Origin of the sequence: Acinetobacter sp. WCHAc060006, assembly GCF_004209135.1 — a bacterium.
Taxonomy (GTDB): domain Bacteria; phylum Pseudomonadota; class Gammaproteobacteria; order Pseudomonadales; family Moraxellaceae; genus Acinetobacter; species Acinetobacter cumulans.
Window position 1 is genome coordinate 308,418 of the sequence record NZ_SGSS01000001.1, and the last position, 15,725, is coordinate 324,142.

Below are 15,725 nucleotides of genomic sequence, written 5' to 3' on the forward strand. Positions count from 1 at the left end.
GCCGTGGAACGACAGACTGATATTTTAAACAACACAAATAGTTGAGATAAAAAAACAAGCACTAAAGTGCTTGTTTTAGATGACGAATAAATTTTAAAACAGCATGCTTTAAGTAGTACAGAGCTGAATTGGAGTAGCAAATTGAATCACATCACAATTCTGCCCTGTACCAATACGGTCAATCACCACAAACTGACTGGGTGCTTCAAGCGTCAGAAGAGGATGATGCCATGTACCTGCATGATAATTGACCCCTTGCTCACCATTACTGATAAACGCACGCAACTGACTTAGATCTGGTTGGTTGGCATCTAAAGCAGGGGCCACAACAATTAAAAAAATCTGTCCATGCATAGGAATAAAAGCCTGAGACCCTAAGGGATGGCGCTCTAACATGCAGATTGTACAAGGTAATACCGTAGATTTGATATTACGAAAAATACTAATGCCCGATTGAGCTTGGTCTGTTTGGGTCACAGCAATCGCATGATAGCGCTCTGTATGTGCATTATTGATATGGAAGAAATCTTGCTCTGCACATTGGATGACTTCACCAAAAGCGGCAAAGTTGGCCTTTGTGAGTGGTTCGATGTGAATTGTTTGAAGATCAAAAGGCATACTCATCACTTTTTATCCCGCAATTTTGCCCCAAAGACGTATACGACTAATGCCGCCATCTGGAATCATATTCACACGGATATGGGAGATTTTTTCATGCTCTAAAATTTCTGCAAGGAAAGTGTGGATATGATCCATCTGCATATCTTGCGCTTCCAGCAAGAAAGGCCAGAACATACTTTGCGGAATCAGCTGTGGATCTGTTGCATCTTCGATATACACTGCTTGAATTGAAACTTGCGCAGGGTAATTTCCTTTAAAATGTGCAGTATCAATTTCAATTTTATGAATTGCACCACTTTGGCCTAAAGCCAATATACACCAGTCAAAACCAGGAGCGCGGCGGCGTTTGGTTTCCCAGCCATCGCCCATATTTATGCCACGGCCTGGGTTAATTAAGTTACGTGGGTGCCCAAAATGTGCATCACTATATGCAATGACGCGACCGCCATTTTCAAGCGCCAGCAAATCTATCGTTTGTTCTACATCTTGTAGCTGCACTTCAACTGTGCCATAGGCTTTAAAACGTGCCACGCCACCATCTGGAAATATATTTAAACGTACATGGCTAAATAACTGCTGTGACTTAGCATGTAAAATATGATGCTGACTTGGGCCTAAAACAGAGTTATCTAAAAGGCTCACCCATTCTGCCTGACTCAGGTCGCCATCTGGTGCATAGCAGGCTTCGACCGAAGCTGAAGCTGGATAATTACCGGTAAAAAAGGTTGTGTCGATATCAAAGGCTTGAATACGACCGGCAACGCCTAATTGCACAATCGCCCAATCATAACCACTGTGGCGTTTACGGCGTGTTTCCCAACCATCCATCCATTTGCCATTGTCGTCAAATTTATCTTCGACAAATATGGGTGCTTCAAATTGAAGCATACGCTTAGCTTCTGCAAAAAAATCATCGGAACATTCCACAATTTTTGCACCAATACGGGCATCTGCTAAGTTCGTTAGTGTTTGTAATTGTGCAGGAATATCAAAAATAGGGGCGAATAATGTTGCCATTTATAAAAATCCATTCAGGTTTGATCGTTTTAAACATCACACTTGCATCATCTTGATGAATTTTGAACATTCGATAAAAACAAGCCTTACAAGGTGTTTAGAAGCACAGCCTGTGCCAACTTTTGTTTTTTTCAATCCGACTTGAGCAAAATGGCACGCTTTTCGCTTTTTATGACTCAGATGATGAAATAAATACCGGAGTTATAGATGGAAATTGCAATTATTGGTGCAGGCATGGCAGGATTAACCACAGGCATTGCACTGAAAAAATTTGGGCATCAAGTCAGTATTTATGAACAAGCTGAACAGATCTTACCAATTGGTGCCGCAATTTCCCTATGGTCAAATGGTGTAAAGTGTTTAAATTACCTTGGCTTAACGGAACAAGTAGAAAAGCTTGGCGGTAAAATGGACTACTTGGCTTATATAGATGGCCTCAGTGGCGATACCATGACGCAGTTCAGCTTGTATCCACTGATTGAAGAAGTCGGTCAGCGTCCATATCCTGTGTCTCGCGCAGATTTACAAAATATGCTGATGGATGAATTTGGTCGCGAAGATATTCATTTGGCCAAAAAAATGACGGCTTTTACCGAGCACAACGACACCGTCAAAATTCAGTTTGCAGATGGAAGCACAACCAGTTGCGATTTATTGGTCGGGGCAGACGGGACACACTCCATTACTCGTGCTTATGTATTAGGTGCACAGGTTGATCGTCGCTATGCCGGTTATGTTAATTGGAATGGTTTGGTCAATATTTCAGAAGAATTTGCAGCTGCAGATCAGTGGACAACTTTTGTCGGTGAAGGTAAACGTGTTTCACTGATGCCCGTTGCAGAAAATCGTTTCTATTTCTTTTTTGATGTGCCACTGCCAGTGGGTTTAGAAAATAACCGTAGCCAATATAAAACCTTGTTTAAAGAATATTTTAAAGGTTGGTGTGAGCCCGTACAAAAGCTGATTGAGGCAGTAGATGAGCAAAAAACCAACCGCGTTGAAATTCACGATATTGAACCTTTTGCAGATTTTTATAAAGGCCGTGTGGTCATTGTGGGGGATGCCGCACATAGTACGACGCCAGACATTGGCCAAGGTGGCTGCCAAGCCATGGAAGATGCGATTTACTTGGCGCGTGCCTTGCAAATTAATACTTTGGGGTTACAAGATGCCTTAAGACGCTATCAAAATAAACGAAATGAACGTGCCAATGAATTGGTACTACGTGCACGTAAGCGTTGTGATGTGACCCACATGAAAGACGAAGCCATTACCCGTCAATGGTATGAAGACTTAAAACAAGAGCAAGGTGAGCACATTATGAAAGGGATTATTGGTAATATTGTCGGTAATCCTTTAGATTGATGCTCTGACCGAAATGAATCATAAAACTAGTACTTGATACTGGTTTTATGATTTTTTTAAATTTTTATGAAGTGGATTTAATTCGTTCACCAGTTAAATAAAACGTTATTTTATATAACCTTGAGCTGATTTTTAATGATTTCGATTTGTTCGATCATTTGATTAATCATAATTTTAGATATTTTAGTGGTTTGACGCTTTGATGCTACACATAGTGCAATCGTTAAACGGTGAATCCCTTTTTCATGCAGGGGTTTAAAGATTAATTCGCCTGTTTTAATTAAAGGTAAGGCATCCATATAAGACATTAAGCCAATGCCTAAATTCTGCTTAATTAAAGCACTCATCATACGAATATCATTACATTCAATTTTTTGTATGGGTGTAAATTTATGATGTTTATACAAAGTATGCACATATTCACTAATCACTAAAGGCTCGCTGGGCATAATATGACGTTCGCTCAGCGTATCAGATAAATAAATTTTTTCTGCTGTGGCCAATGGGTGTGAGGGTGAAAGGGTATAGCCCAGTGGAATTTCAATAAAAGAGAGAATTTCTAATTGATGGTGACTTTGTGGGTTTAAAATAATGCCAAAATCGAGCTCAGCATCAATAATTTTTTTAGAAATAACCTCACTATTGTGAATACAAATGTTCATGTTAATCCATGGATACATTTGAGTTAAATCTTGGATACTGTCCAATACAAAACTGTCGTTGAGCGCAGAAATAAAACCAATATGAATATTACCCCGATTCAAACCTTGAATTTCATCAAAACGTATCCGTGTTAATTGAAATTCCTTTTGCCATTTAAGTAGGTCTGCATAGAGTAGTTCACCTGCAAGCGTAAGCTTTAAACCCTGTGGCAGTCTTTCAAACAATTCGACGCCTAGTTCTTCTTCAGCCAATACAATTTGTCGATGTACTGCGGAAACGGAGATAAAAAGTTGTTCTGCTGCTTTTCGTAAGCTTCCAGACTTCGCAACTGCTATAAAATATTCGGAAAATCGTGAAAAAGTAATCGACATAAAAATCAGTCTCAAAATTCATGCACTTGGCATATCGCTTAGGATCATCTATACGCTCTGTACAGGGCTAATGATGCATAAGCGATTTTTGTGCCATGTTGAGTTTTTTGAATGGTTTATTCAAATTTAATTCTAAAAATGAGAAAGCAATTTTGGAAATTTGCATTCTATAATGACAAAAACCATAGGCAAATTGAGAATTTGACAGTTCTACGCATTAGTTAGACCCACGCACTGCTGAGCAATCTGCTCTATGTCTGACAGACTTAATTCTAATTGTTCCCATTTGCACATTTGTTGCACAATCCATTTAAAATTATCAACTTGAGGTGCTTTTTGCACACCAAAGCTACGAATAATATTTTGAATCTTATAAAAACTTTCAACATGCAAATGATCAGAGCAACTAAAACGAATAATTTCACTGGCTTCGAGCATTTTCCATACCTCGTCCAGTCGATCTAAATGCGTTAAATCGTGCTGTGCTTTCTGTATTGCTTTCTTCACAGCTATAAGTGTGTTGGGATGTTGCAACGCCCATTCTTGTGTTGTGGCAAGAACCTTATCGGCAACTTTGGGAATAATCTGGCGACTTTCCGCAATAATTTGGCTATAGCCCTGAATCTGTGCCTGAATATTCCACGGTTCGCCAACGCAAAAACCATCAACTAACTGTGCGGCAATGGCTTCAACCATATACGGCGGTGGTAAAGTCGCTAAGCGATAGTTTTGGGCCAATTCAGTATTGGCCAGAGCTAGCCATTCACGTAAGCAATAATGATGAATAGACTGCTTAAATACATGTGCCAATTGTATTTTTTTACCGTCCTGAATGGCTTGGCTAATTTTGTTGGCAGAATCTGCAGGTGTATCTGTAGATGCGATATTCAACTCATAACACAACTGCTGACTTAAACTAATAAAAGCACGTGTTGTACTTAACACTAGTGAAGTTTGTAGCGGAATACCTAAATGATCGTCTCCTGTTGCAGCTGCAGGAAGCATCGCCGACAAACAATGTGTCGCATCTAATATACCAAATGCCATACGATCACGTAGACTGGCCCATGATGCTTCTTTAACCAAAGTTACTTCGAGACCTTGCTCGCTAAAATAGCCCTGATGCTGTGCCCAAAGTATTGCAGTGCAATCCAGTAAAGGTATATAGCCGAGCTGAATATCTGTTTTTTCTAAATCATTCATGATCGATCTTTAGTCCTTAAATTGAGTTTGAAGTAAGGCCTGTGCATCGATTAATCGACGTGCCATTTCACCCATGGTCATACGTTGGCTCATGGCATTTTTTCTGAGCAAAGCAAATGCTTTATCTTCTTCAATGTGATGGATTTGCATCAGCATCACTTTGGCTTTTTCAATGTCTTTACGGTCAGCCAATTTGCATTTTGTTTCATTTAAATCTTTGAGTAGTTTTTTATGCTTTTTAAATTGCTCAATTGAAATTTCTAAAATACTGTCTAATTTTACTGGATCAATGCCATCTACAATATAAGCAGTTACGCCAGCTTCAATGGCATTTTTAATGGTGTCCTTATGCGAATTTTTGGTAAAAAGCACAGTGGGTAAATCAAACTGACTTACGCAACTTTCAATAATGTCACGCTGTGGGTGATCCATATCTAAAAGAATGACATCGGCATGTAAGGTCTGTAGATCTGTAGTATTCAAATGATCAATCATCAGGCAAGCCACAACTTCGAAACTATGTTCGATTAAAGAGGACTTAATAAAAGATGCACGTTCTACATCATCATCGATGAGTGCTATTTTTAGTTTTGGCATGCAAAAACTCAGGGCCGTCCTGAAATGAAATTTAATAAGACAAGCAATTTAAATGCCAAGTGATAAAAGTCAGAACAAACTGAAAATTATATGAATTTTCAAAGCTTTTATGCCACAGCTTATACATGCCTGCACCTTTATAATGCAATGATGCATCAAGATTAAGCTATTTGAGCAAATGTTAATTTGGGGGAAAATGCAAAATTACATATTGTAATTAAGTTTTATCAAAACACTTATACACATAGTTAAAAATAAATTAATATTTAACAGTAACTTAAAATTACAAAGCCAAACTTGGCATGATGAGTGCATATACTCAAGAAAGTCAAAGACGACTTAAATAAAATTTGTAAGACGGCCAACGATGTCCGTTCTGATCGTTTCTGCTATGTCACTACATATCAGCAACTTGTATACGTTCAGTTCAGGAGTTGGAAGCTATGTCTTCAAATTTAAATGCTAAAAAAGCAACAAAAATAAGTCTTTTTAATTTCTCTTCAGCAGCGATGCGGGCCTTCCACATGAGTTGGCTCGCATTCTTTGTTTGTTTCTTTGCTTGGTTTGCTTGTGCACCTTTGATGCCTGTCATTGCTGGCGAATTTCACCTGACTAAAGATCAAATTGCCAATATCAATATTGCCGCAGTTGCAATCACGATTTTAGTCCGTCTGATCGTTGGGCCTTTATGTGATAAATACGGTCCACGTAAAACTTATACAGCATTATTAATCATCGGCAGTATCCCTGTCTTTGGCGTGGCCTCTGCAAATAGTTATGAATCCTTTCTATTTTTCCGCTTGCTGATCGGTGCGATCGGCGCAAGCTTTGTCATCACGCAATACCATACCAGCATTATGTTTGCGCCTAATGTGGTGGGTACAGCCAATGCGGCAACCGCAGGCTGGGGTAATGCAGGCGGTGGTGCAACACAAGCTTTAATGCCATTACTGCTTGGTGCACTCGTTATGTTTGGTGTAGAGCAAGCGATGGGCTGGCGTATTGCACTGATTGTACCTGGTGTGATGATGCTGATCGTGGGTGCAATGTACTGGAAATTTACCCAAGACTGCCCACAAGGTGACTTTAAAGAACTACGTGAACAAGGCGTTGCTGTTGGTTCAGATAAAAAAGGCGGTGTGGCCATTCTTATGCACGCTGCGCGCAATTATCGCGTATGGATTTTATTTGGCGCTTACGCAGCATGCTTTGGCATTGAAATCTTTATTCACAACATTATTGCGCTGTATTACGTCGACAACTTCCAATTCGGATTAAAAGAAGCCGGCATGGCAGCAGGGATCTTTGGTTTGTTGGCACTGTTTGCCCGCGCGCTCGGCGGCATTGTTTCAGACAAAGTCGCGACCACCAAAGGCTTAGATGGCCGTACCAAAGTTCTGTTTGCGATGATTCTACTTGAAGGCCTGTTTTTAATTCTGTTCTCGCAAATGAGCACACCAATATTCGCCATTCTTGCAATGACAGTATTCGCACTCTTCACCCACATGGCGTGTGGCGCAACCTATGCCTTGGTGCCATTCATTGACCGTGATGCTTTAGGCGGCGTTGCAGGCATTATCGGCGCAGGCGGCAACGTTGGTGCTGTGGCTGCAGGTTTCTTGCTTAAAGGGATGCTGGATATTCAAACCACGCTTATGGTGTTGGGCGGTCTAGTGGTTATTGCTGCAAGCTGTGTGCTGATGATCCGCTTCTCTGTAGAGCATAAAGAAAAAGAACAGCGTCTGTTTGAACAAGCTGTGAATGAAAGAAATCTAGCTGAAGCTCAAAACTAATACAAATAGCAGCCTAAGCGTATAGAGGCTTAGGCTGCGCAAAAGAAAATATTGCGGAGAAAGAATATGAAAATCATCATGATTGGTCATGGCATGGTAGGCCACAAGTTTATTGAATCTGTACTGGAACACGCAGGTGATGATGTTGAATTAACCATTTTAGCTGAAGAGCCGCGTCTAGCTTACGACCGTGTGCACTTAACTGAATATTTCAGCGGAAAATCTGTAAAAGACTTAACCCTTTGCCGTAGTGACTTTGCTGATGCATACGGTATTGATTTACGCCTAAGCACCAAAGCAGTTGAAATTGATCAGCGCAATAAAACGGTGACGACGAATCATGGCGATATTCTTTCTTATGACAAATTAGTACTGGCTACAGGTTCATACGCTTTTGTACCGCCAATTCCAGGCAATGAACGTGAAAACTGTTTTGTGTACCGTACCATTGACGACCTAGATGCTATCCGTGCTGCAAGCTTGAATGCAAAATCAGGTGTGGTGATTGGTGGTGGTTTGTTGGGGTTGGAAGCAGCGAAAGCGCTGCGTGATTTAAACTTAGAAACGCATGTTGTGGAATTTGCACCACGTTTAATGGCAGTGCAAATTGATGACTTAGGTGGCAAGGTACTGCGTACTAAAATTGAAAATTTAGGTGTAAAAGTACACACCCAAAAAGCAACGTCTTGTATTGAAGATGGCGCGGAAGCTAAACACGTCATGAAGTTTGGTGATGGTTCTGAACTTGAAACCGACATCATTTTATTTTCTGCTGGTATTCGTCCACGTGATGAATTAGCGCGTCAAAGCGGTTTAGCCATAGGCGAGCGTGGCGGTATTGTGATTAATGATCATTGCCAAACCTCAAACCCAGACATTTATGCCATTGGTGAATGTGCGCTTTGGCAGAATAAAATTTATGGCTTAGTTGCACCGGGCTATGACATGGCGCGTATAGCTGCAAAGCACGTTATGGATGAAAGCTGTAACGCATTTGCTGGTGCAGACATGAGCACCAAGTTGAAACTGATGGGTGTGGATGTTGCATCAGTTGGTGATGCGCATGCAATGACACCAAATGCTTTAAGCTATTTTTATGCAGACGAAGCGGCGCAAGTCTATAAAAAGATTGTGGTGAATGCTGAAAAAACTAAACTGCTAGGTGCGGTTCTAGTGGGCTGTGCAAAAGAATATAACGATCTTTTGCAAATGATGCTGAATGATCTGGATGTACCAGAAAGCCCAGAAAGCCTGATTATGCCGGGCTTTGCAGAAGCTTCAGGTAAAGCGGGCGGCAGCGGTGTAGATCTGCTGCCAGACAGCGCAACGATTTGCTCATGCAACAACGTATCTAAAGCGGATATCTGTTCTGCAATTGCGGATGGTTCGACTTCTTTAGGCGCACTTAAAAAATGTACGAAAGCTGCAACTGCATGTGGCGGCTGTGCACCATTGGTGACGCAAGTGCTTAAGTCTGAGCTGCAGCGTCAAGGTGTGACTGTAAATAATCATATTTGTGAACATTTTGCTTACTCTCGCCAAGAGCTGTATCACTTGGTACGTGTGAATGAAATTAAAACCTTTGATGATTTAATTCAGCAGCATGGTCATGGTTTGGGCTGTGATATCTGCAAACCGACAGCTGCCAATATTTTAGCGTCTTGCTGGAATGACTTTGTACTTAAACCAAGCCATGCAGGCTTGCAAGACAGTAATGACTACTACCTAGGCAACATACAAAAAGACGGCTCTTATTCAGTCGTGCCGCGTATGGCGGGCGGTGAAGTTACTCCTGATGGTTTAATTGCTGTTGGTCAAATTGCGAAAGAATATGGTCTATATACCAAACTGACAGGCGGTCAGCGTGTTGATATGTTTGGTGCACAAGTGCATCAGCTGCCTGAAATTTGGGAAAAATTGATTGCTGCTGGTTTTGAGTCTGGTCATGCATACGGTAAATCATTGCGTACAGTGAAATCTTGTGTCGGCAGTACTTGGTGCCGCTATGGCGTAGACGACTCTGTTGGTTTGGCGATCTTCCTAGAAAACCGCTACAAAGGCCTGCGTTCACCGCATAAATTGAAAATGGCAGTATCAGGCTGCACCCGTGAATGTGCTGAAGCGCAAAGTAAAGATGTCGGAGTCATTGCGACAGAAAAAGGCTGGAATTTATATGTCTGCGGTAACGGCGGTATGAAACCGCGTCATGCAGAATTGCTGGCTTCTGACTTAGACACGCAAACATTGATTAAGTATATCGACCGTTTCTTTATGTTCTACATTCAGACAGCAGACCGTTTACAGCGTACTTCGGTATGGCGTGACAATATGGAAGGTGGCTTGGATTATCTGAAAGATGTCGTTGTGAATGACTCACTTGGCTTAGCTTCTGAACTTGAGCGCCGTATGAACCATGTGGTTGGTACTTACCAAGATGAATGGCGTACTGCAGTGGAAGACCCAGAAGTACGTAAACGCTTTAAAACCTTCATTAATGCTAAGGCTGAGGCACAGCAAGACCCGCATATTCAGTTTGCTTCTGTACGCGGTCAAATTCGCCCAAAAACAGAATCTGAGCGCGATGTAAACCGTATCCCAGTTGTAGAAGCATAACAAATTTAGGTATTGGAACTTTTATTTCATTTACAGCCATTTCTAAGGTTTGGAATAAAAGTTCAGGAAGGATAAAGAATATGACAATTTTAAAAGAAATGAATGATCTAGAGTGGTTTGATGTTTGTGCCTTAGATGACATTACGCCAAATACAGGTGTAGGTGCTTTAATTGGCGATCAGCAAATTGCGATTTTCCGAGTAGGTGCTGAAAAGCGAGTTTATGCGCTGAGCAATCAAGACCCGTTTAGTCAAGCTTATGTCATGTCGCGCGGTATCATTGGCGACTTGCAAGGTGAACGTGTAGTTGCATCACCTATTTATAAACAGCATTTTAGCCTTGCAACGGGCCGCTGCTTAGAAGACAAAGACCAAAAATTACTGGTTTTTCCAAGCAAAATTGAAAATGGCCGTGTGCTGATCAGCCCAACTGCTCAAAAAACCTATATTACCAATAATGCGCCATCGTCCCAGCTGATGAAATTGGTTTTGGTTGGTAATGGTTTAGCTGGTATGCGCTGCTTAGAAGATTTGCTAGACATGGCGCCAGAGCGTTATGAAATTACGGTCATTGGTGAAGAGCCATGGGGGAACTACAACCGTATTATGCTTTCGCCAGTACTATCCGGTGATAAGACGATTGAAGATATTATGCTGCATCCGCATGCATGGTATGAAGGTAAAAACATCCGTTTTGTTGCAGGTGATGCTGCAGTACGCATAGACCGTCCGCGTAAGCAGGTTTATACAGAAAAAGGTTTAGTCATCGATTATGACCGCCTGATTTTAGCGACAGGTTCTAAACCTTTTATTCCGCCAATACTGGGAACTGATTTAAAAGGCGTTTTAAGCTTCCGTGATATTTATGATGTCAACAAAATGCTCGACTACTGCAAAACCAAGAAAAATGCAGTGGTGATTGGCGGCGGTCTATTAGGGCTAGAAGCAGCTTATGGTCTGAAACAGCGTGGCATGAATGTTACGGTACTGCATTTGATGGATCGTATTATGGACCGTCAGCTGGATGAAAAAGCCAGCCTGATGCTGAAGTCAGCGATTGAGCAAAAAGGTATTCGTATTTTGACCGCAGCGAATACCCAAGAGTTAATTGGGCAAGATGGTCATGTGACACAATTACGTTTGCAGGATGGCACGGTATTAGATGCAGATCTTGTCGTGTTTGCAGTTGGTATTCGCCCAAATATTGCCTTGGCACAAAGTACAGGGCTTCGCTGCGGACGCGGTGTGATGGTGAATGACACCATGCAAACTTTTGACCCAAGTATTTATGCCGTTGGGGAATGTATTGAACACCGCAGTCAAACATTTGGACTAGTTGAACCGCTTTGGGGACAGGCTTTCATTTGTGCATCACATTTGGCTGAACATGGCAGTTTAACTTTTAAAGCGCCAACAGTGCCTACACAATTAAAAGTAAGCGGATGTGACGTATTTTCAGCTGGCAACTTTGAACCGCAGGATGATTTTGAAGACATCATTTTGAATGATGAAAAGCGTCAAATATATAAACGCATTATTATTCAAAAAGATAAAGTCATTGGTGCAGTTCTTTTTGGTGATACAGAAGACGGTGCGTGGTATGCAGAATTGATTGCCGATGAAACACCAATTAGTTCAATCCGGAACAAACTATTGTTTGGTAAGAATTTTGCATTAAAGAAAGCAGGGTAATGGAACCGCTCTGATAAAAAAGAGACAAAATTTAAATCGTCATCGGCGGGCAATGGTTTTGCCTACTTTTCCCGAAAGAAAAGTAGGTCGAACCGAAAGTTAATCTTTAAATATAAACGTGAATGAAAAGACACCGATTTGAGCGTGTTAAGTGTTTAAGAAAGTTTGGAAAAAGGAGCGAGCAGAAGTGAATAGTATCCCGATGGTGGAACTGCCAAGCTCCACAGAAAACAAAATTAAAACAACGCAAACCACTTGCCCATACTGTGGCGTAGGCTGCGGTGTAACTGCTGAAGTAAATGAAACAGCACAAGGTAAAACGGTAATTACTAAAGGTGATGCGAATCATCCGTCAAATTACGGCAAGCTCTGTATTAAGGGCAGCAACTTAGCAGATACGCTCGGCTTAGAAACTCGTGTGCTTTACCCAATGATGGGGCGTAAAACTGAGCGTAAAGTGAGTACATGGGATGAGTCTATTGATGCAATTGCAAATAAATTTCAACAATGCATTGATCAATACGGACGCGATAGCATCGCATTTTATGTGTCTGGTCAGCTGCTGACTGAAGATTATTATGCGGTCAATAAGTTTGTAAAAGGCTATTTAGGTACAGCAAATATTGATACCAATTCACGTCTTTGCATGTCATCTGCAGTTGCTGCACATAAACGTGCTTTTGGTGAAGATCTTGTGCCAGCAAGCTATGAAGACTTTGAACACACTGACATGGTTGTTTTGGTGGGTTCAAATACTGCTTGGTGCCATCCTGTGCTGTATCAGCGCATAATGAAGGCCAAAGAAGAACGTGATTTATTTGTTGTCGTGATAGATCCGCGTTTTACCAGTACATGTGAAGCTGCAGATTTGCATTTGCCAATTTTACCTGGTCAAGACGTTGCATTGTTTAACGGCTTACTTCAGTACTTAGTTAAAAATAATTATAGCGATCTTGAGTTTATAGCGAATCATACACAAGGTTTAGCTCAGGCTTTGCAGCAAAGTGAATCAGAAGCATCTATCGAAGCTGTTGCAGAACGCACAGGTATTTCATTAGAAAAATTAAATATTTTCTTTGAAAAATTTGCCAAAACAGAAAAGGTCATGAGCCTATTTTCTATGGGCGTCAATCAGTCTTCACGTGGTGTGGACAAAGCCAATAGCATTATCAATTGTCATTTGCTGACTGGAAAAATTGGCAAATTAGGCGCAGCGCCGTTTTCAATGACAGGACAGCCGAATGCCATGGGTGGCCGTGAAGTTGGTGGCTTAGCCAATATGCTGGCAGCGCATTTAGACCTAGATAACGCAGCGCATCAGTCTTTGGTGCAAGAGTTCTGGCAAAGTCCATATATTGCCAACAAGGCTGGGTTAAAAGCAGTAGATTTATTTCAAGCTGTCGAAAGCGGGAAAATCAAAGCTATTTGGATTATGGCGACAAATCCTGTCGTGAGTTTGCCAGATGCAGATCAAGTCAAACGTGCGCTTGAGCAATGTGAATTTGTAGTTGTCTCTGATATTTGTAAAGACACAGATACCACACAATATGCAGATGTGTTGCTGCCTGCATTGGGCTGGGGTGAAAAAGACGGCACAGTAACCAATTCTGAACGCCGTATCTCACGCCAATCTGCTTTTTTAGATGCACCAGTGGAAGCAAAAGCAGACTGGTGGGCAGTCGCGCAAGTGGCGAAAAAAATGGGCTTTTCAGGTTTTAACTTTAATAATGCTCATGAAATATTCATTGAACATGCGAAATTATCTGTGTATAAAAATGCGCCTTTGTGGCAAAGAGCTGCAGCAGAACATTTCCGTTATTTTAACTTGCACGGTTTAACTGAATTAAGCTTAGAAGACTATAACCAATTTGCACCGACTCAGTGGCCTGTATGGCAAGCTGATCAAGCCGTTGATGCTGTTAGTCGTTTGTTTGCCCAAGGCCAATTCAGCCATGCAGATGCCAAAGCTAAATTTGTGGCGACAGCCGCAATTAACCCTGTACATCAGGTCTGTGGCGAATATCCATTAATTTTAAATACTGGCCGTATTCGCGACCAATGGCATAGCATGAGCCGTACGGGTTTATCGGCAAACTTAAGTACGCATCGTGCAGAGCCGTATTGTGAAATTCATCCGCAAGATGCCTTGAAGTTTGGTGTTAAAGATGGCGAATTGGTTGAAGTTAAATCCAATTGGGGACTGTGCATCTTACGTGCGCAAGTCAGCAGCAATATACGCCGTGGACAAGTTTTTGCGCCTATTCATTGGAATGATCAGGTAGCGTCCGATGCGAGAATTGGTAAAGTGGTTAACCCTGTGGTTGATGCGCTTTCAGGCGAACCTGAGTTTAAACATACACCTGTTTTTGTGCAGCCATTCTATACACAGTGGCAAGGCGTGCTGTACGTGCGTCAGGGCTTTGAACACATTGTGCAATCTACCATTCAAAACACGATTTGGTGGACTAAAGTCACTACAGCAAAAGCAACACGCTATGAACTTGCAGACCGTCAAAAATTTAGCGCCACGGTTGAACACTTGAAGGAACTTCTGCCTTTTACCGATGAAAGTTTTGAGTGGCTTAATTTACAAGATCAAACAGCTCACTTGAGTCATAGCATAGTACTTAAAGATGGCCAGCTTATTGCTAGTCTTTATATAGCACCTCAAGCTTTATTGCCTGATCGCGATTGGATTGCGGGGTTGTTTAAACGTGAGCGTTTAAGCGCCATGCACCGTAAGGCGCTGCTTGCAGGACAGCCAATGAGTATGAGTAACAGTGCAGGACCTTTGGTGTGCAGCTGTTTCAAAGTCGGCAAAAATATCATTATCGAAACCATCAAAGAAAAAAATATTAGTCATGAAAAACAAGTCACAGCTTGTTTAAAAGCAGGCGGTAACTGTGGTTCATGTTTAGCAGAAATTCGAGGGCTCATTAAAGCCTGTCAGATGGAGTATGCAGAATGAAAAAGAAAATATTTAAACAGGTTACATACCCGCAAACGGACTTAGTTATTTTGGCTGGAGGTCAAGCCCGACGCATGAACGGGATTAATAAACTCTTACATAAATTTGACGATGAAATTCAATTAATCAAAATTCATCAACATTTAAAAAGTCGTGTTGGTCAAGTTTGGGTCAATAGTCATCGCGATCATTCGATTTATGAACGCTTAATTCCATCCATTCAGTTTTTTAAAGATGATGAAGCTGGATTTCATGGGCCTTTGATGGGGATGAAAAGTGCATGGCAATACGTACAAGCTGACTATGTATTATTTGTACCCTGTGATGTGACTTATATTCCTAAAAAAGTCATTTCACGCTTACATCAGGCTATGCAACGCCATCCTTTATGCGAAGTTGCGGTTGTTGAAATTAACGGCAAGGCATTATTTCCATTTTGCTTATTAAAACGTAGCAGTTTGCCTAAAATATGCATGCATTTAGAACAAAATCAGCGCAGTTTAAAGCATTGTTTTGCAGAAATGCACATGCAATTGGCACGTTTTAAAAATCATGCACTATTTTTTCACAGCATTAATTCATTTGATGAGTTACAACAACATCAGCAGCTCAATTTTTTATAAACATTAAATACAAGTGATTAAATTACGCACATTTTCTGTGCAATTCACTTGATTGTAATTACGATATTTAAGCACTCACCCTCATGTAATGACTAATGTGAATAGTGTGTAGCTAAAAATAAAAGGGACATTGTTTCAAAAGTGTTTTGAAGTGTACTCATTTCAAAAATTACAAAAATATATCCCTGTTTTTAAACAAT

The 15,725-nt window shown here is 41.1% G+C and carries 11 protein-coding genes; 6 read left to right on the forward strand and 5 right to left on the reverse strand.

Translation table 11 applies throughout. The features are described 5' to 3' along the window. Positions 1 to 108: 108 nt before the first annotated feature. Both EXE29_RS01420 and alc read right to left on the reverse strand, forming a co-directional pair. Complete coding sequence (locus tag EXE29_RS01420; RefSeq protein WP_228198696.1) at positions 109 to 624, reverse strand: ureidoglycolate lyase; 516 nt, start codon at positions 622 to 624, stop codon at positions 109 to 111. Positions 625 to 630: 6 nt separating this feature from the next. Beyond that, positions 631 to 1,638 carry an allantoicase gene (alc, locus tag EXE29_RS01425; RefSeq protein ID WP_106984351.1) on the reverse strand — a complete coding sequence of 336 codons (1,008 nt, stop codon included), beginning with the start codon at positions 1,636 to 1,638 and terminating at the stop codon, positions 631 to 633. Positions 1,639 to 1,845: 207 nt separating this feature from the next. Here alc and hpxO point away from each other — a divergent pair, with 207 nt between their 5' ends. Further along, positions 1,846 to 3,003, forward strand: coding sequence for an FAD-dependent urate hydroxylase HpxO (hpxO, locus tag EXE29_RS01430; protein WP_120363734.1), 1,158 nt, complete (start codon positions 1,846 to 1,848; stop codon positions 3,001 to 3,003). Positions 3,004 to 3,113: 110 nt separating this feature from the next. On the opposite strand, the gene EXE29_RS01435 is transcribed toward hpxO, so the two are convergent. The 3 genes from EXE29_RS01435 to EXE29_RS01445 form a co-directional block, all read right to left on the reverse strand. Further along, complete coding sequence (locus tag EXE29_RS01435; RefSeq protein WP_120363735.1) at positions 3,114 to 4,037, reverse strand: LysR family transcriptional regulator; 924 nt, start codon at positions 4,035 to 4,037, stop codon at positions 3,114 to 3,116. Positions 4,038 to 4,247: 210 nt separating this feature from the next. Further along, positions 4,248 to 5,240: an ABC transporter substrate-binding protein gene (locus EXE29_RS01440; RefSeq protein WP_120363736.1), complete on the reverse strand. Its 993-nt coding sequence runs from the start codon at positions 5,238 to 5,240 to the stop codon at positions 4,248 to 4,250. Positions 5,241 to 5,249: 9 nt separating this feature from the next. Next, positions 5,250 to 5,837, reverse strand: coding sequence for an ANTAR domain-containing response regulator (locus tag EXE29_RS01445; RefSeq protein WP_106984347.1), 588 nt, complete (start codon positions 5,835 to 5,837; stop codon positions 5,250 to 5,252). 443 nt (positions 5,838 to 6,280) lie between these two features. Between EXE29_RS01445 and EXE29_RS01450 the strand changes: the two genes are divergently transcribed. The 5 genes from EXE29_RS01450 to mobA all read left to right on the forward strand — a co-directional run bounded on the left by EXE29_RS01450 (position 6,281) and on the right by mobA (position 15,525). After that, on the forward strand, positions 6,281 to 7,630 hold the full coding sequence (locus EXE29_RS01450; protein ID WP_120363737.1) for an MFS transporter: 1,350 nt from the start codon (positions 6,281 to 6,283) through the stop codon (positions 7,628 to 7,630). 66 nt (positions 7,631 to 7,696) lie between these two features. Further along, positions 7,697 to 10,243 (forward strand): nitrite reductase large subunit NirB, encoded by a 2,547-nt coding sequence (gene nirB, locus EXE29_RS01455; protein ID WP_117007343.1) that lies wholly within the window; start codon positions 7,697 to 7,699, stop codon positions 10,241 to 10,243. Positions 10,244 to 10,323: 80 nt separating this feature from the next. Continuing rightward, the gene (nirD, locus tag EXE29_RS01460) at positions 10,324 to 11,934 is read left to right on the forward strand and encodes a nitrite reductase small subunit NirD (protein WP_120363738.1); all 1,611 of its coding nucleotides are present in this window, start codon (positions 10,324 to 10,326) and stop codon (positions 11,932 to 11,934) included. Positions 11,935 to 12,121: 187 nt separating this feature from the next. Continuing rightward, positions 12,122 to 14,902: a nitrate reductase gene (locus EXE29_RS01465; protein WP_120363739.1), complete on the forward strand. Its 2,781-nt coding sequence runs from the start codon at positions 12,122 to 12,124 to the stop codon at positions 14,900 to 14,902. Continuing rightward, positions 14,899 to 15,525, forward strand: a complete 627-nt coding sequence (gene mobA, locus EXE29_RS01470; protein WP_106984343.1) for a molybdenum cofactor guanylyltransferase — start codon at positions 14,899 to 14,901, stop codon at positions 15,523 to 15,525. Before EXE29_RS01465 ends, mobA begins: the two co-directional genes overlap by 4 nt. Positions 15,526 to 15,725 lie beyond the last annotated feature (200 nt).

Coding starts and splice junctions, on each gene's coding strand:
- mobA (WP_106984343.1), top strand. CDS start 14,899: ATGAAAAAGAAAATATTTAAACAGGTTACATACCCGCAAACGGACTTA.
- EXE29_RS01420 (WP_228198696.1), bottom strand. CDS start 624: ATGAGTATGCCTTTTGATCTTCAAACAATTCACATCGAACCACTCACA.
- EXE29_RS01435 (WP_120363735.1), bottom strand. CDS start 4,037: ATGTCGATTACTTTTTCACGATTTTCCGAATATTTTATAGCAGTTGCG.
- EXE29_RS01445 (WP_106984347.1), bottom strand. CDS start 5,837: ATGCCAAAACTAAAAATAGCACTCATCGATGATGATGTAGAACGTGCA.
- hpxO (WP_120363734.1), top strand. CDS start 1,846: ATGGAAATTGCAATTATTGGTGCAGGCATGGCAGGATTAACCACAGGC.
- EXE29_RS01440 (WP_120363736.1), bottom strand. CDS start 5,240: ATGAATGATTTAGAAAAAACAGATATTCAGCTCGGCTATATACCTTTA.
- nirB (WP_117007343.1), top strand. CDS start 7,697: ATGAAAATCATCATGATTGGTCATGGCATGGTAGGCCACAAGTTTATT.
- alc (WP_106984351.1), bottom strand. CDS start 1,638: ATGGCAACATTATTCGCCCCTATTTTTGATATTCCTGCACAATTACAA.
- EXE29_RS01450 (WP_120363737.1), top strand. CDS start 6,281: ATGTCTTCAAATTTAAATGCTAAAAAAGCAACAAAAATAAGTCTTTTT.
- nirD (WP_120363738.1), top strand. CDS start 10,324: ATGACAATTTTAAAAGAAATGAATGATCTAGAGTGGTTTGATGTTTGT.